General features: G+C 56.8%; 12 protein-coding genes. 7 read left to right on the forward strand and 5 right to left on the reverse strand.

Annotated elements, in window-relative coordinates; translation table 11 throughout:
• Positions 1-10: 10 nt before the first annotated feature.
• Genes DEU53_RS02940 through DEU53_RS02950 form a run of 3 tightly spaced genes read right to left on the reverse strand, consistent with a single transcriptional unit; the run spans position 11 to position 3,923 of the window.
• A complete protein-coding gene (locus DEU53_RS02940; RefSeq protein ID WP_110865975.1) occupies positions 11-1,636 on the reverse strand; it encodes an MFS transporter in 1,626 nt (541 codons plus the stop codon).
• Complete coding sequence (locus DEU53_RS02945; protein WP_110865976.1) at positions 1,623-2,042, reverse strand: DoxX family protein; 420 nt, start codon at positions 2,040-2,042, stop codon at positions 1,623-1,625. The genes DEU53_RS02940 and DEU53_RS02945 overlap by 14 nt, the downstream gene beginning before the upstream one ends.
• A 3-nt stretch (positions 2,043-2,045) precedes the next feature.
• Complete coding sequence (locus DEU53_RS02950; RefSeq protein ID WP_110865977.1) at positions 2,046-3,923, reverse strand: amidohydrolase; 1,878 nt, start codon at positions 3,921-3,923, stop codon at positions 2,046-2,048.
• A 196-nt stretch (positions 3,924-4,119) separates the two neighbouring features.
• Here DEU53_RS02950 and DEU53_RS02955 point away from each other — a divergent pair, with 196 nt between their 5' ends.
• Genes DEU53_RS02955 through DEU53_RS02975 form a run of 5 tightly spaced genes read left to right on the forward strand, consistent with a single transcriptional unit; the run spans position 4,120 to position 11,360 of the window.
• Positions 4,120-4,812 (forward strand): hydrolase, encoded by a 693-nt coding sequence (locus DEU53_RS02955; protein WP_101760759.1) that lies wholly within the window; start codon positions 4,120-4,122, stop codon positions 4,810-4,812.
• A gap of 56 nt (positions 4,813-4,868) precedes the next feature.
• The gene (locus DEU53_RS02960) at positions 4,869-5,120 is read left to right on the forward strand and encodes a DUF1427 family protein (RefSeq protein ID WP_110865978.1); all 252 of its coding nucleotides are present in this window, start codon (positions 4,869-4,871) and stop codon (positions 5,118-5,120) included.
• Between the two features lie 2 nt (positions 5,121-5,122).
• Positions 5,123-5,374 (forward strand): XapX domain-containing protein, encoded by a 252-nt coding sequence (locus tag DEU53_RS02965; RefSeq protein WP_110865979.1) that lies wholly within the window; start codon positions 5,123-5,125, stop codon positions 5,372-5,374.
• A gap of 41 nt (positions 5,375-5,415) precedes the next feature.
• Positions 5,416-5,802 carry a response regulator gene (locus tag DEU53_RS02970; RefSeq protein ID WP_110865980.1) on the forward strand — a complete coding sequence of 129 codons (387 nt, stop codon included), beginning with the start codon at positions 5,416-5,418 and terminating at the stop codon, positions 5,800-5,802.
• Positions 5,799-11,360, forward strand: coding sequence for an ATP-binding sensor histidine kinase (locus DEU53_RS02975; protein WP_110865981.1), 5,562 nt, complete (start codon positions 5,799-5,801; stop codon positions 11,358-11,360). The genes DEU53_RS02970 and DEU53_RS02975 overlap by 4 nt, the downstream gene beginning before the upstream one ends.
• A 66-nt stretch (positions 11,361-11,426) precedes the next feature.
• Here DEU53_RS02975 and DEU53_RS02980 read toward each other — a convergent pair whose 3' ends face one another.
• Both DEU53_RS02980 and DEU53_RS02985 read right to left on the reverse strand, forming a co-directional pair.
• The gene (locus tag DEU53_RS02980; protein WP_110865982.1) at positions 11,427-12,041 is read right to left on the reverse strand and encodes a response regulator transcription factor; all 615 of its coding nucleotides are present in this window, start codon (positions 12,039-12,041) and stop codon (positions 11,427-11,429) included.
• Between the two features lie 190 nt (positions 12,042-12,231).
• Entirely contained in the window at positions 12,232-12,624 is a 393-nt protein-coding gene (locus DEU53_RS02985; protein ID WP_101760753.1) for a YgiW/YdeI family stress tolerance OB fold protein, read from the reverse strand.
• A gap of 222 nt (positions 12,625-12,846) precedes the next feature.
• Between DEU53_RS02985 and DEU53_RS02990 the strand changes: the two genes are divergently transcribed.
• On the forward strand, positions 12,847-13,980 hold the full coding sequence (locus DEU53_RS02990; RefSeq protein WP_101760752.1) for a glutathione-independent formaldehyde dehydrogenase: 1,134 nt from the start codon (positions 12,847-12,849) through the stop codon (positions 13,978-13,980).
• A 269-nt stretch (positions 13,981-14,249) separates the two neighbouring features.
• The gene (katE, locus tag DEU53_RS02995; RefSeq protein WP_110865983.1) at positions 14,250-16,514 is read left to right on the forward strand and encodes a catalase HPII; all 2,265 of its coding nucleotides are present in this window, start codon (positions 14,250-14,252) and stop codon (positions 16,512-16,514) included.
• Positions 16,515-16,573 lie beyond the last annotated feature (59 nt).

Raw genomic sequence — 16,573 nt, forward strand, 5'->3', positions numbered from 1 at the left:
TGAAAGCGCCTTATTCAGGCGCCACGAGATAACGAACTTCCGGAGCTGCAGTGCCTTGATGAAATCCCAACACGCGGTTCTGAATCTTTTGATCGTTCATGGTATAGCGCTCGCGCTGACGCAGATGCTCCATCCATGAGCCAACCACAAAGGTCTCAACAAACATGTCGGGTTGCAGCATGTCCTCGTACAGAGACCAGTTCAGCGCGCCACCACGTCGTCTGACGCGACGCATATCCTGCATGCACACCGCAAAGGCATGCGCATCACTGCGGTTGATCTGATAATGATAGCTGACCATCACCGGCCCGCGATCGTGACGAATCTCCAGCTCGGGCAAGGGATCGCTGACCGTGCTGAGGTCGAGGTTCAGATCCGGATCCTGATCCAGCCGCCAGCGCAGCACCGTCAGGCTCGCCAGCAGCATGCCGACAGTGGCGACAGTCAGTGACAATGGAATGCTGAATGTCGATGCCAGCTGTCCCCAAATGGCGCTGCCTAACGTCATCGAGCCAAAAAACACCGTCAGATAGACCGCCAGCGCCCGGGCTTTCACCCATTTGGCGGCACTGCGCTGCGCGCCAAGATTGAGGGTGGAAAGCACGGCAATCCACGCAAAGCCGGTAAAGAACTCGAACGCATTCAGCAACCAGAGGTGACGAATAAACGCCAGCGCCAGCAGAGTGATGGCAAACATCAGGCTCGCCAGCACCATCAGCTGATCGGGATTAAAGCGTTTGCGCATACGCGGCAACAGCAGCGCGCCGCAAATTGCGCCGATGCCGATGCAACCCAGCATAATGCCGTACCCGCCGGGCCCAAGGCCCAGTTCGCGTCGAGCCACCAGCGGTAACAGCGCCCAACCGGCACTGCCAAACACAAAGAAAGCGATGGTGCGCACCAGCACATTGCGCAGTACCGGCGCAGCATGCACATAGCGCACGCCGGCGCGCACCGCCGGGAAGAAGTGCTCCGGCGGCAAACGCTGCACGCTGGGCTGTGCTTGCCACACATACAGCACCAGAAACACGCCGAGTACCGAAAGCGCATTCAGCAGAAACACCATCCACGGACCGGCAAACGACAGAATCAGGCCGCCGAGCGCCGGGCCGATAGCGCGACTGATGTTAATGCCGAGCGAGTTAAGCGCAATCGCCGGGCCGAGCTCCTCCTTACTGACCAAATCCGGCACGATAGCCTGGAAGGGCGGAGAACTCATGGCCGCGCCGGTACTCAGCAGGAACGCCGCAATCAGCAGCACCATCGGTGTGACCAGGTCTGCCCAGGAAAGGAATGTCAGGCTCGCGGCGGCAATAAACACCCAGATTTGCGAGAACAGCAGGTATTTACGCCGGTCAACGATATCCGCCATCACGCCAGACGGCAGTGCAAACAGAAACATCGGTAAGCTGCTAGCGGCCTGCACCAGCGCCACCGAGAGCGGATCGGCGCTCAGTGTCAGCATGGTCCAGTTAACGCCTACGTCGTTCATCCATGAACCGACATTGGATACCACGGTAGCGATCCACAGCATGCGGAACACGCGCTGGCGCAGCGGCTGCCATGGTGAAACCGTCTGCGAAACGGGCGGCAGATCCGCCTCGGGGATGTCATGAATGTCATTAACCTGCGCCATGAACAACCTCCGAAACGCCGCCAAACACGCGCCAGCGACCGGGGCCGGTCAGCGCCAGCGTGGTGAAGATGATCAGCAGCAGCCAGCCAAACTGTCCTTCCGCTATGCTCCAGTTGGGGTGGACGAACAGCATCGCCACCAGCAGCACGCCGATAATCGGCAGGCAGGCCAGGCGGGTAAACACGCCGAGCAGGATAAACAGCGGGCAGACCACTTCAGCAACGATCGCCGCCAGCAGGCTGAAGTAGGCACCCAGGCCAAAGGGATCCTCGATACGCGTCAGTTCTTCACTGAAATGGAACACCTTCGGCAAGCCGTGCACGTGCAACAACAGCAGGCAGCCGGTAAGGCGCAGGAAGAACAGCCCCGCATCAATGCGAGGCGGCTGTGAGAGTGAATGTTTCATGGTTTAGAAGGCGAAGCAGCTGCAGCCGAGCGCGCCCCAGAAGGCGTTCTCTTCCGAAACCGGCAGGTTGGCGCCGCGCGCAATCTCGTGAGAATGCGTATGCACGCCGCACGGGCCGCTGCAGTGATGCGCTTGCTGCATCATGCCCACGCGTGTGGTGGCGGTCGGTGGCGCACTGCGATAGTGGCCGGGAACCTTGACCACCGGCGACCATTCCGGCAGCACCGGAATGAGGGGCGGCGCTTCCGAGCTGAAAGCGCCGGCGGCATAAACGATATTTCCGTCCACCACCGTCAGCACCGACTCAATGCCTTTGATCTCCTCTTCAGGCACGCTGAAGTAGTCTTTGCTCAGCACCACCATATCGGCCAGCTGACCGCTTTTAATCTGGCCTTTTTTACCTTGCTCGCTGGAGAACCAGGCGCTGCCCTGCGTCCACAACATCAGCGCCGTATCACGATCGAGGCGCGCGTTGACGTCGTACATCTGCATGCCGCCCACGGTGCGTCCCGAGACCAGCCAGTAAAGCGCGGTCCACGGGTTATAACTGGCCACGCGCGTCGCATCGGTTCCTAAACCCACCGGCACGCCGGTCTCCAGCATGCGCGCCACCGGCGGTGTATGGCGAGTGGCCTCAATGCCGTAACGCTCGGCAAAGTATTCGCCCTGGAACGCCATACGATGCTGTACGGCAATGCCGCCGCCCAGCTCTTTGATGCGGTCAAGGTTACGCTGCGTCACGGTTTCGGCGTGATCGAAGAACCAGTGCAGGCCGTTGAACGGAATGTCGCGGTTCACTTTTTCAAACACATCCAGCATGCGACTGATCGATTCATCGTAAGTGGCGTGCAGGCGGAACGGCCAGCGATGTTCCACCAGATGACGCACCACGCGCTCCAGCTCATCTTCCATGCCGGGCGCCAGATCCGGACGCGGTTCGAGGAAATCTTCGAAATCGGCGGCGGAGAACACCAGCATTTCACCGGCGCCGTTGTGACGGAAATAGTCGCTGCCCTGGCCCGGCGTCAGCATGTCGGTCCACTTTTCGAAGTCTTCCAGCTCGTGGCCCGGACGTTGGGTAAACAGGTTGTAGGCGATACGCAGCGTCATCTGCTTTTTCTCATGCAGCTCGGCAATGACTTCGTAATCTTCGGGATAGTTCTGGAAACCGCCGCCTGCATCAATCGCGCTGGTCAGGCCCAGACGGTTCAACTCGCGCATAAACTGGCGGGTGGAATTGACCTGCTGCTCCAGCGGCAGTTTTGGCCCTTTCGCCAGCGTGGCGTAAAGGATCATGGCGTTCGGGCGCGCAATCAGCATGCCGGTCGGGTTGCCATTGCTGTCGCGCTGGATCTCGCCGCCCGGCGGATTGGGCGTGTCTTTGGTGTAGCCGACGACCTTCAACGCGGCGCGATTGAGCAGGGCACGATCGTACAGATGCAGGATAAACACCGGCGTATCGGGCGCGGCTTCGTTGATCTCATCCAGCGTCGGCATGCGACGCTCGGCAAACTGAAACTCGGTCCAGCCGCCTACCACGCGCACCCACTGGGGTGACGGCGTGCGCAGCGCCTGTTCTCTCAGCATCCGCAACGCATCGGCGATCGAGGGCACGCCTTCCCAGCGCAGTTCGAGGTTGTAATTCAGGCCCCCGCGGATCAGGTGCAGGTGGGAATCATTCAGGCCGGGAATGGCGGTATGGCCTTTGAGGTCAATCACTTTGGTGCCTTCGCAGTGATGCTGCATCACGTCGGCCAGGCTGCCCACTTCGAGAAATTTGCCATCGCGCATCGCCACGGCCTCGGCAATTGGGTTGCCGCGATCGACAGTATGAAATCGCCCATTGGTCAAAATGATGTCTGCTTTGCCTAACGTAACCATAAAAGCTCCTGAATAAGAGGTCCTGCCAATTTCGCAGGTGAAATACTGGGTGGGATTATGTTCAGGCGGTGCGGAAAGCGTCTAGTTATACAAAAGGATAGGTATACCTTCGTATAGTTATACCTATAGATAATGGTTCGTGTGCCCAAAGGTTCTTACACTGCGCCCAGACATTCACCTCAATGGGCATACAAAAATGACAACCAGTAAATTAGAAGTACTGACACCGCATAACTGCCAGATCATCTTCATTGACCAGCAGCCGCAAATGGCGTTTGGCGTGCAGTCCATCGACCGTCAGGTGCTGAAAAATAACGTGGTCGCGTTGGCAAAAGCGGCGAAGGTCTTCAACATTCCTACCGTACTGACCACGGTGGAGACCGAGAGCTTCTCAGGCAACACCTTCCCGGAGCTGCTGGATGTGTTCCCCGGCCAGGACATTCTTGAGCGTACCTCGATGAACTCGTGGGATGACCAGAAAGTGCGTGATGCGCTGGCGGCCAACGGTAAGAAGAAAATTGTGGTTTCCGGTCTGTGGACCGAAGTGTGTAACAACACCTTCGCGCTGTGCGCCATGCTGGAAGGCGACTATGAGATCTACATGGTGGCTGACGCCTCCGGCGGCACCACCAAAGAAGCGCACGACTATGCCATGCAGCGCATGATTCAGGCGGGTGTGATCCCGGTGACCTGGCAGCAGGTGATGCTGGAGTGGCAGCGCGACTGGGCGCACAAAGAGACCTACAACGCGGTGATGGATATCGCGAAAGAGCACTCCGGTGCTTACGGCATCGGCGTTGATTACGCTTACACCATGGTGCACAAAGCGCCATCGCGTCAGAAGAGCGAGCATCGCACGCTGGCACCGGTTGCTGCGCCCGTTCGCTAAATCGTCACCCAGGCGAGCGCTTAGCGGCTCGCCTGTCTCTTTTGCAAGGAGGACCGGTGAGTCCTTTACTGATTTCTCTGGCGGCGGGCGTGTTTATCGGCCTGATTTACGCCTTGCTCAACGTGCGATCGCCGGCGCCACCCGCCGTGGCGCTGGTGGGCTTGCTGGGCATGATCGTGGGCAGTTCGCTGGGCGGAAAATTGACCCATCCGGTGGCCTTCTCCGCGCCTGTCGATAAATCGCCGCGCGCGATGGCCGCGGACAGGCCGCTACCTCCCGCCACGCTCACCGCAAAACAGGCGGGTTGAACATGCTGAAAACCTATGCGATATCGCTCTCCGTCGGTATTTTAGTTGGCATCATTTATGCCGTTATCGACGTCAATTCCCCAGCGCCGCCCGTGATTGCGCTGCTTGGTCTGTTTGGTATGCTGGTCGGCGAACAGATTATCCCGCTGTGCAAGCGCCTGATAAACCGTCAACCGGTCACGCTGGCCTGGTTTCGTCATGAGTGTGTGCCTAAAATCAGCGGCACGCCGCCATCGAGTGACAAAACCTCCTGAGGACGCGCCGCAGGCAGTGAATAATAATGAAGGAACACAGCATGCAGCTGTCGCAGCGCATTGTCGTTGTTGATGATGAACGATCGGTTCGCAGTGGTTTGAGCAATCTGCTTCAGTCGGAAGGATACGCAACGCAGGCATTTGAGTCGGCTGAAGCGCTATTAGCGGACGAGACGGCGCTAAATGACGCTGCGCTGTTTATTATTGATGTAGAGCTCAAAGGCATGTCGGGCTTTGAGTTGTTCCGTGCGCTGGTACAGCGTCTCGAGAACCCACCCGGAATCATCATCTCCGGCAACGGCGATGAAAATATGCTCTGGTATGCCATCAATCTAGGCGCGATAACCTTTATGCGAAAGCCCATTGATATCGACCTGCTGTTCGAACATATCCGCCTGGCGTTTTCCTCCCAGGCGGCGCGCCAATGAGCACGCTTTTCCTGTCGTTAAATATCTCGGATGACGCGGCGCTGGTGCTGGCGGATGACATCGTTTTCACCCCGCTGGCGCAGGAAGGGCAGGTTGAATGGATCGAATGCCGACACCTGATCTCCGGTGAGCGCTTCGTGCTGGCCACGGCGGCGGCCGAAGAGGCGGTGTTTCAGGTGACGCAACTGCTGAAAAATGAGTATGCGCTGCGCACCTTATTAACGGAAAGCTGGGCGCTAAAACCGTTGCGTCACACCTTATATCAAGGGCGCTACGCCCTGATTTATCCCGCTTTCCGCTACCAAACCCTGGCGGATTATCTGCGCCTGCCAGCGGGTAAAATTCAGAAGTTCATCAGCTGCGCCGTGCTGCTGTGTAACGCGCTCAGCAAGCTGCATCAGCAAGGCTTGGTGCACGGCGACATCAAACCGGCCAATTTCTTCTTCACCGATCAAGGCGACGTGGTGCTGGGCGGCTTTGGCCTGGCGTTTATCGAAGCGGACTCACAGCAGCCGCTGCGCGCCTCGGTGACCGGCGGAACGCTGGCCTACATGTCGCCCGAGCATACCTCGCGCACCGCGCACGCGGTCAGCCAGGTCAGCGATCTCTACAGCCTGGGCATCGTGCTTTACGAATTACTCACCGGCAAGCTTCCCTATGGCAGCGCCGAAGGTGGCGCGGCTGAATGGGTGCACCATCACATTGCCTCCGAAGCGCTGCCGCCGCACCGGCTGCGCAAAGATGTACCGCTGGTGCTCTCATCCCTCATTTTACGCCTGCTAACCAAATCGCCGGAGCAGCGTTATCAAACCGTCGAAGGCGTGCTGGCCGATCTGCGCCGCTGCGAATCCAATTTGATGCCTGACGGCGTGGTTGAATCCTTCGCGCTGGGCTTACAGGATGTGCCGACCTCGACGCTGTTATCCGATGTGCTGTACAGCGACCATGCTCAGGCCAGCGAGATGCTGGCGGCGTTTGATGAGGTGTGCAGCAGCGGGAAACACTGCATGGTGGCGATTGGCGGCGCGCCCGGTGCCGGAAAATCCTCGCTGATTGCCTCGGCGCTTAAAATCCTGCGCGAAAAAAACGCGCTGCTGACGGTGACCAAAGCCGATCAGCACTCGCCCATTCTGCCCTACGCGGTATTCACCTCGGCGTTTCGATCGCTGACGCTGCATCTGCTCGGGTTGCCCGCTGAAGAGATGGCGCGCTGGAAAACACACATCACGCGTCAACTGGGGAATTATGTTGGGCTGGCCGTCAATCTGGTGCCCGAGCTGGGCATCTTGCTCAACCACAAAGCCAGCGTGCAGGCGGATGCGCGCTCGCTGGATGCGCGCAATCGCCTGAATCTGGTGGCCTGCAGCCTGGTGAAAGCCTTTACGGTGCCGGGACGGCCGCTGATCCTGCTGATTGATGATGTGCACTGGGCCGATCAGGCGACTTTGCAGCTGCTGCAGAATCTGCTGCGTTCCAGCGACGATATTCCCTTGTTGCTGGTGATTTCTCATCGCGATCGCGCCTCGTTGCCCTGTCCGACGGTGGTCGCCAGCCTGGATCGGATTCGTGCGGCGGCCACGCGCATTGTGGATGTGACGCCCGAGCCGCTGTCGGTGAAAAATATCGCCAGCTGGCTGGCCGGCATTTTTCACACGCGTAGCGCGGAAACCACCGAGCTTGCGCAGATCATCCATGAAAAAACCGCAGGAAATCCGCTCGCCACGCGTGAGTTTTACCGCCAGGCGGTGCGCGATCACCACATTACGCACGTCGCATCCCATAAATGGACCTACAATCCGCACGCGCTGAGAAACTGCCATTACACTGCGAATGTTGCAGCCAGCGTGCTGCAACAGCTGCAGTTGCTCGCGCTGCCGGTGCGCCAGCTGCTGGGCCGATTGGCCTGCATCGGCAGTAGCGGCGATCTGCCGGTGTTGGCTGGCATCCTCGATACGGCGCTTAGCGCCCTTCACGCCACGCTGCACCCTGCGGCTGAGGCCCGGCTGATCTCACTGACCGATCACAGCTACGCCTTTATGCATGACAGCATGCATGAGGCCGCGCTGAAGATGCTTTCGTCGGCAGAAAAAGATGATTTTCACTTTGCCGCCGCGCGCTATTACATGCAGGTCGCGCGCCAGGATAACGCGCATGCGCTGCTGTTCAGTGCTGCGCATCACACCATCACGTTGCAAAACCGCGCACTTTTAGCGCCTGATGCCGCTGCGTTTAGTCTGCTGTTATTAAACGCCACCCGACGCGCGAAAATTATGGGCGATTACGCTTCCGCGCTGCGTTTCTTACACGCTGCCCGAGCGCTCAACGCAGCGTCAGGCGCGGAGGAGAGCGGCCCGTTTTTGTTTGAGCAAGCGGAGTGTGAGTTTTTAAACGGCAACTTATCGGGCGCGCTGGCGTTGAGCTCTGAGATTCTCGCCACGCCCGGTGCGGTCACCGATAAAGCCGAAGCGGCGACGCTAATTGCTGAAATTCATATGCGTCAGTCCGACAGCCAGCTGGCGCTGGAAACCGCGCTGGCCTGGCTGGCGGTGTTTGACATTCATCTGCAGCGCTATCCGGATAAAGCCGAGTGCGATGTCGCCAGGCAACGGTTGAAAAAAGAGGTTGGCAAAAATCCCTATACGCGCTTCCGTTCCCTGGCGCGAGTGACCTGCCACAAAACCGAAGCGGTGATGAACCTGATGGCCAGCGCCAGCACCTTCGCCGCTTTTATCAGCCCACGGCTGCAGTTCATTATCCTGTGCAAACTTCTGCATCTGACGATGGAGAAGGGCATTAGCGGTGCCTCCACGCTGGCGCTTGCCTGGTACGGCGTGGTGTGTGGCGATCAGTTCAACGAATACAGCCGAGGATTTGCCAGCGCGCTGCTGGCCCGCGAGCTGGTGTATAAGCACGACTTCGTTAGCTACAAAGCGCGCACGCTGATGCCGCTGGACCAGGTGAGCGTCTGGACCATGCCGCTCAGTTACGCCATCGAGTGCGCTAAAGCGACCTTTGATGTGGCGGTTGATATCGGCGATCGCACGTCGGCGTGTCTGGCGCTGCGTCATCTCACCATGAATTGCCTGGCGCGCGGTGACCATCTTGATGGCGTGCATACTTCGATCATGCGCGGCATGGTCTATGTGCGCAAAGCGCAGTATCGCGATGTGGAAGTGATACTCGGCATGCAGCTGGATTACGTGATGTTCCTGCGTAAGCCAGCCGGTGAGACCTTGTCCGGCGATGATTTCCATGCGCCCGCGCTAAATGTGGTGCAACCCGAATACGCCATTGAACCGCTGTTTTTGATGCAGTTCTGGACGCGGCTGTATAAAGGCATGGCGCACTTCTTTGCCGGTGAGTATGCCGCCGCTCAGCGCCAGTTCAGCGACGCTGCGCCGCTCACAGACGTGATTCCCGGCCATGTGCATATGCTGGATTTCCATCTCTACAGTGCGCTTTCACTCAGCATACCGCTGCAACCGAATGAGCTTGATGCCACGCAGCGGCAGCAACTGCAGCGCCACCTTGAAAGAATCATCACCTGGGCAACGGAGAACCCCGGCACCTTTGCCGACAAAGAGGCGCTGCTGCGCGCCGAACTGCTCAGGCTGGAGGATAACAGCGGCGCGGCGCTGGAGCAGTTTGAAAAAGCCATTGAGCTGTCGCGCAAAGGGCAGTTTCATCCGATCAACGGTTTGGCATGCGAACTGGCCGCGCGCTGCGCCAGTGCGCGCGGCATGGCGTTCGCCGCCGAGGGCTATATCAAAGGCGCGCTTGCCGCCTGGGATCGCTGGGGCGCGGGCGCCAAGGTGCGCCAGCTTGAAATGCACTATCCGCATCTGGCGGCGCACCCGCCGCAGAGCGCGTTAAACACCGTGACCTTTGAGCAGAGCGCGGTGATCAGCGACCTGCAAAGCCTGGTCACGGCGATGCGCGCATTGACCGAAGAGATCAATCTTGATCGGCTGATCCATATTTTGATGATGATGTTGGTGGAGCGCGCCGGCGCGCAGCACTGTATTTTGATCCGCCTCATCGACGGCAATGTGCCGGAAATTCAGGCGCGCGCCTCCTCCACGGTGGAAGGCGTCAGAGTCAAAATCGTTAATGAACTGCCGGTAGCGACCGATTTGCCGCTGTCGATTCTCTCGGCGGTGATCCGCACCGGACAGGAAATCCGTACCGGTCGGCCGGAAGTGTTTAGCCCATTTAGTCAGGATAACTATCTGGTTGCCTCTGGCGCGGCAGTGATGTGTGTGCCGATGTTCCGCCAGGCGCAAATGGTGGGCGTGCTCTATCTGGAAAACCGGCTGATGCCAGATGTTTTCACCGCGGAGCACTCGCGCATTGTCTCGATGTTAGGTGCGCAGGCTGCGGTTTCTCTGGAAACGGCGCGGCTGTATGCCGAGCTGGTGGAGGAGAACATCCAGCGGCGGAAAATTGAAAAACAGCTGCGTGCCAGCCAGACATCTCTGATGCTGGGTGAAAAAATCAGTAATACCGGTACCTGGCACTGGCATCTTGAGCCGGATATCCAGCTGGTATCGGATGAATATAAACGCATCATGGGGCTGCCCGCCGGGCAGGTGAGCACCTCGATGGCCGAGTTTCAGCGGCGGGTGCATCCAGACGATCTTCAGTGCCTGAAAGCGCTGATTGAATCCAGCGTGGCGCATGGCGTGAGCATGCAGGCTGAATTTCGCATCATCCGTGATGACGGCGAATGCCGTTATATCAAAGGCATTGGTGAGCCGGTGGAGAACTGGCCGGATGTCGCCGAATATTTCGGCACGCTAACGGATATCACCGCGCAGCGTCAGTCCGAAGATGCCGCCAGAATTGCCCAGGCCGAGCTGGCTCGCGTGGCACGCGCCACCACGGTAGGACAGCTGACCTCATCGATCGCCCATGAAATCAATCAGCCGCTGATGTCGATTGTGGCCAATGCTGGCGCCAGCCTGCGCTGGTTGAAACGCGATCCGGTTCAACTGGAGAAAGCCAGTGAAAGCATTGATGAGATCATTAACGAAGGGCGGCGCGCTGGCGAAATTATTCGCGGCCTGCAGTCACTGACGCGCAATAATGTCGCGGAGTATGCATCGGCCAGGCTGCATCTGCTGGCGCGCGATATTTTAACCTTGTCGCGTCTGGAACTTGAGCGCCGCTCGGTGGCACTTGAACTGGATATTCAAGCGCCATGGGATGAGGTGTTTTGCGAGCGCGTACAGATTCAGCAGGTGCTGCTGAATCTGGTGATTAATGCCATTGAGGCGATGGCAGATAATGCCGGAGCGCGTATTCTGCGGCTCTCATCCTCCAATCCTGACGCGAATCATATTCGTATAGAGGTGGCCGACAACGGCAGCGGATTATCGGCAGAGGTTATCGGCAAGATATTTGACTCTTTCTACACCACCAAAGCGGAAGGAATGGGAATGGGCCTGACCATCAGTAATGAAATCATCAAACGTCATGGTGGTGTGCTGAGTGCGGAAAACCGCCCACAGGGTGGCAGCGTATTTAGCTTTACCCTACCATTAAATCTGGGGAAATAGTTTATCTGATCCTCCCGCGCTATTTCGCGGGAGGAAAATCGGATCGTTATCACTATAACGCGCGCCTTATTCATCTTGCAGTAAATGAAGTTTCTCAGCGGCTCTGACTAATTCTGATACTGAACGCACCGCCATTTTTTCCATTACGCGGCGTTTATGCACTTTTGCCGTAATTTCACTGATGCCCATTTCGGCGGCAATCTGCTTATTTAATAAACCGCGAATGACAAGCAGCATCAATTCCATTTCCCGTGGCGTTAAAGAGTGATAACGCCCGGTGAGTACAACTCTTTCCTGTGCGAGTGCTGCGCTTTTTTCGGCCAGCGCCATGGCAGCGGATACCACTTGTATCAGGTCATCCGGCATCACCGGCTTGGTGAGAAACTCAAAGGCGCCGGCCTTCATCGCGCGGACCGTCAGAGGAATGGTGCCAAAGCCGGTGAGGAAAATGGTGGGAATGGTGTATCCGCGTGCGGTGAGATCCTGCGAGACATCAAAGCCGTCGCGGCCCGGCATATTCATATCGACAATTAAACAGCTCGGGGTGCGGTAATGCGGCTGATGTAAAAATTCAGCGGGGGAGGTAAAGGTCGAAATCAGGTAGCCTTCTGAGCTCAGAAGATTTCGCAGCGCGTTGATGACAGCGTGGTCATCGTCAACAATATAAATCGTTCTATCCATAAAAACTCATTCAGACTCTTACGAGTTCTATTCACTACATGCGCGCTAATATACCCGCAAAATAGTGCTGTAGGAATGGCGAAAAACGTATATGTGAATGTGATTATCTGCTGCGCTGTCAGGCCTAAAAAGGGTGAGGATGAAAAGCCATGCACTCACCCGCTATTCTTAAGGTAATAAATGCGTAACCTTAAGGTTCTTCAATTCGCGATACCCTCAAGGTGGTTTGTTCGCCACGCCCATACACTTTTCCACTGACGCGAACTTTATCACTGGCTGAATAGGTTTTCTCTTTGAAGGCCGGCTTCTCAGCATTAATGATAATCGTGCCGGTATCATCGCGGAATTTGTAGCTATCACCTTTCAGCTTTTCAATAATATGGCCTTCGAGCGTGACATAGCCGCCCTGACGGAAATCACGAATACGTGAAATCGGGGTTTGTGCGGTGTCTTCCGATCCTTTATAACCGGCATCCTGATTCTTCTGCGGCGGTGCTGTTTCACCTGATTGGTATCCGCCTTCCGCTGCGCTCACGCCAACGCTGAACATCATGATTACTGAAGCTAAAACAACCTGTTTCATACGCTCTCCATAGATTTTCCTGCTGACACGGTGTTAAGTCTGGCACAAATATGCGCGACTGCACGACAAACGCAGCGGTAATTGAAAAAAGCACAACTGACTTATTTATGCCAGGGTATGTAGACGCGGTTTTTATTTCTTTGGCTAAGCGCGACGTTAAATTAGCGCCGTGCTTATCTGCTCATTCGAATTAAGAGTGCTAGCCACTCAGGAAAATAAATCATGAAAGCTATCGTCTATAACGGGCCTTTTGATGTCTCGGTTAAAAATGTTCCTGATGCAAAAATTGTGCGTCCTACCGATGCGCTTATTCGTATTACCACCACCAATATTTGCGGTTCCGATTTACATATGTACGAGGGGCGCACCAGCTTTGAACAGGGGCGCATCTTTGGTCATGAAAACCTTGGCGAAGTGGTGGAAGTGGGGAGTGGCGTCGAGCGACTTAAGGTTGGCGATTACGTTTGTATGCCGTTCAACGTCGGCTGTGGTTTCTGTGAAAATTGTGAGAGAGGGTTAACCGGTTTCTGTCTGACCGCCAACCCCGGCACCGCAGGTGCGGCCTACGGCTTTGCTGAAATGGGTGAGTGGGAAGGCGGTCAGGCCGAGCTGCTGCGCGTGCCGTTTGCCGATTTTAACTGTTTGCTGCTGCCACCGGATGCGGTGGAGAAAGAGGAAGATTATGTGATGCTGTCGGACATTTTCCCCACCGGCTGGCATGCGACCGAACTGGCAGGCCTGCGACCGGGCGATAGCGTCGCCATCTACGGTGCGGGCCCGGTAGGCTTGATGGCCGCGCATTCGGCGATCATCAAAGGCGCGTCGCAGGTGTTTGTGGTGGATACGCACCCCGATCGCCTGGCGCTGGCGGAGCAGATGGGCGCAACGGGCATCAATGCCGTGGGCGACGCAGCGGTGCAGCAAATCCTTGATCTGACGGATGGACGCGGCACGGATTGCGGTTGTGAATGCGTGGGTTATCAATGTTGTAATCAGCATGGACACGAAGATAACAGCGCCACCATGAACAGCCTGGTCGCCTCCACCAAAGCCACCGGCGGCATTGGCGTGGTGGGCGTGTTTATCCCGCAGGATCCCGGCGCGGCCAGCGAGTTAGCCAAAGTGGGTAAAATGCCGTTCGATTTCGGCAGCTTCTGGTTTAAAGGGCAGTCGATCCGTACCGGCCAGGCCAACGTCAAAGCCTATAACCGCCAGCTGGCGCGATTGATTGCCACCGACAAAGCGCATCCGGCGAGCATTATTTCTCATCGACTGTCGCTGGCCGAAGGACCCGAAGCGTACCGCCATTTCGACGATCGTGATGCGGGCTGGACCAAGGTGATTTTGAAACCTTAACGCATTCATAGCGCCTGTTATGCCGCATGATATTTTTGGTCGCCATTAATGGCGACCCTGTGGAGGGTGCGAAAATAATTGAAATAAAGCGCAACGGTATTTATCAGGATTAATCTTATTAATAAACCATTAAAGCTACCTTTCGGTTAAAATATCCTCGCTTTACATTCTCCTCATTAATCTCTTTAAACATCATTTCTAAACCAGACGAAATATAAATGTTTTTATGCTCTACAGTTAATAGGGTCTTAACTGGAGGAGCATGTCACATGTCGAAAGATAAAAAAGAACAGAATTTAACCCATACCGCGCCGCATAAAGGGCCAGAAACCTCTGAGCCAGGATTAGGTGATTTAGCACCGCAAGGCGGTGGACATAAACCTGCCGCTGAACCGACGCCGCCGGGCAAGCAGCCTACCGCGCCCGGCAGCCTGAAAGCGCCCGCCACGCAAAACAGCAAACTTGAGCAGCTCGATGAGTACCGCAAAAATGGCGAAAACGCTGACCTGACCACCAACCAGGGCACCCGCATCGCCAACGATCAGAACTCGCTGCGTGCCGGTTCGCGCGGGCCCACGTTGCTTGAAGACTTCATCATGCGTGAAAAAATCACGCATTTTGACCACGAACGCATTCCTGAGCGTATCGTTCATGCGCGCGGTTCGGCGGCGCATGGCTATTTCCAGCCTTACCGCTCGCTGGAAAAACTGACCAAAGCAGGTTTCCTCAGCGATGCCGAAAAAATCACACCCGTCTTCGTGCGTTTCTCCACCGTGCAGGGTGGCGCAGGATCGGCTGACACCGTGCGCGATATCCGTGGATTCGCCACCAAGTTCTATACCGATGAGGGCGTTTTTGATTTAGTCGGCAACAACACGCCAGTGTTTTTCATTCAGGATGCGCATAAATTCCCGGACTTCGTGCATGCGGTGAAACCCGAGCCGCACAACGAAATCCCGCAGGGGCAGAGCGCGCACGACACCTTCTGGGATTATGTGTCGCTGCAACCTGAAACGCTGCATAACGTCATCTGGGCGATGTCGGATCGCGGTATTCCGCGCAGCTACCGCACCATGGAAGGCTTTGGCATCCATACTTTCCGCCTGATTAACGCCGAGGGTAAAGCCACCTTCGTGCGTTTCCACTGGAAACCGGTGGCGGGCAAAGCCTCGCTGCTGTGGGATGAAGCACAGAAGCTGACCGGCCGCGATCCCGATTTTCACCGTCGCGATCTGTGGGAAGCGATTGAAGCCGGGGACTTCCCGGAATATGAGCTCGGCCTGCAGCTGATCCCGGAAGAGGACGAGTTCAAATTCGATTTCGACATTCTCGATGCCACCAAACTGATCCCCGAAGAGCTGGTGCCGGTCGAACTGGTCGGCAAAATGGTGCTCAACCGTAATCCGGACAACTTCTTTGCCGAGACCGAACAGGTGGCGTTCCATCCGGGCCACATTGTGCCGGGGCTGGACTTCACCAACGATCCGCTGTTGCAGGGCCGTTTGTTCTCCTACACCGATACGCAAATCAGCCGTTTGGGTGGGCCGAACTTCCATGAGATCCCGATCAACCGTCCGGTTTGCCCGTACCACAATTTCCAGCGTCAGGGCATGCATCGCACGGAAATCGATACCAATCCGGCCAACTACGAACCGAACTCTATCAACAACAACTGGCCACGTGAAGTGCCGCCAGCGGCAAAAGAGGGCGGATTCGAGAGCTATCAGGAGCGGGTGGAAGGCAGCAAGGTGCGCGAGCGTAGCCCATCGTTTGGCGAATATTATTCGCAGCCACGGCTGTTTTGGCTGAGCCAGACCGCGGAAGAGCAGCAGCATATCATCGGCGCTTATTCGTTTGAGCTCAGCAAGGTAGCGCGTCCTTACATCCGCGAACGCGTGGTCGATCATCTGCTGCAGATTGACGTCACGCTGGCGCAGGCTGTGGCCACCAATCTGGGGCTGAAGCTGAGTGATGAGCAGCTCAACACCGTTCCGCCGAAAGAGGTCAACGGCCTGAAAAAAGATGACAGCCTGAGTCTGTATGCGCAACCGAGCGGCGATATCAAAGGCCGTCAGGTGGCGTTACTGCTGAGCGACGGTGTGAAAGCCGCCGACGTGCTGGCGATACTGCAGGCGCTGAAAGCGCAGGGCGTGCATGCCAAAATTCTGGCAGCGCACATGGGACAAGTGCTGGCGGATGATGGCTCGGTGCTGCCGGTTGATGCCACCTTTACCGGTCTTCCTTCGCTGACCTTTGATGCGGTGATTGTGCCGGATGGCAATATCGATGCGTTGCTGCTGAGCGGTGATGCACGCTACTTCCTGCTGGAAGCCTACAAGCATCTCAAAGCCATCGGTCTGAGCGGTGATGCACGCCGGTTTAAGGCGCAGTTTAACGTGCAGGACAATGAGGTCGAGGAAGGGCTGGTGGAAGATGTGAAAGCCGAGGGCACCTTTATGGCGGACTTCCTTTCTGTCATGGCATCCCATCGCGTCTGGTCGCGCAGCAAAAAAGCGCTGACCGTCGCAGCCTAATGCGCGGGGCGGAGTTGATTGCTCCGTCCCGTTTTCCCTGCATCTTAGGCAAAAAAAAG

It is taken from the genome of Pantoea sp. AG1095 (assembly GCF_003208415.1).
Taxonomy (GTDB): Bacteria; Pseudomonadota; Gammaproteobacteria; order Enterobacterales; family Enterobacteriaceae; genus Pantoea; species Pantoea leporis.

What these genes read in the sequence shown, in the direction of transcription:
- DEU53_RS02975 (WP_110865981.1), top strand. Translation starts at nt 5,799, where the DNA reads ATGAGCACGCTTTTCCTGTCGTTAAATATCTCGGATGACGCGGCGCTG.
- DEU53_RS02970 (WP_110865980.1), top strand. Translation starts at nt 5,416, where the DNA reads ATGCAGCTGTCGCAGCGCATTGTCGTTGTTGATGATGAACGATCGGTT.
- DEU53_RS02945 (WP_110865976.1), bottom strand. Translation starts at nt 2,042, where the DNA reads ATGAAACATTCACTCTCACAGCCGCCTCGCATTGATGCGGGGCTGTTC.
- DEU53_RS02985 (WP_101760753.1), bottom strand. Translation starts at nt 12,624, where the DNA reads ATGAAACAGGTTGTTTTAGCTTCAGTAATCATGATGTTCAGCGTTGGC.
- katE (WP_110865983.1), top strand. Translation starts at nt 14,250, where the DNA reads ATGTCGAAAGATAAAAAAGAACAGAATTTAACCCATACCGCGCCGCAT.
- DEU53_RS02990 (WP_101760752.1), top strand. Translation starts at nt 12,847, where the DNA reads ATGAAAGCTATCGTCTATAACGGGCCTTTTGATGTCTCGGTTAAAAAT.
- DEU53_RS02950 (WP_110865977.1), bottom strand. Translation starts at nt 3,923, where the DNA reads ATGGTTACGTTAGGCAAAGCAGACATCATTTTGACCAATGGGCGATTT.
- DEU53_RS02980 (WP_110865982.1), bottom strand. Translation starts at nt 12,041, where the DNA reads ATGGATAGAACGATTTATATTGTTGACGATGACCACGCTGTCATCAAC.
- DEU53_RS02955 (WP_101760759.1), top strand. Translation starts at nt 4,120, where the DNA reads ATGACAACCAGTAAATTAGAAGTACTGACACCGCATAACTGCCAGATC.
- DEU53_RS02940 (WP_110865975.1), bottom strand. Translation starts at nt 1,636, where the DNA reads ATGGCGCAGGTTAATGACATTCATGACATCCCCGAGGCGGATCTGCCG.
- DEU53_RS02965 (WP_110865979.1), top strand. Translation starts at nt 5,123, where the DNA reads ATGCTGAAAACCTATGCGATATCGCTCTCCGTCGGTATTTTAGTTGGC.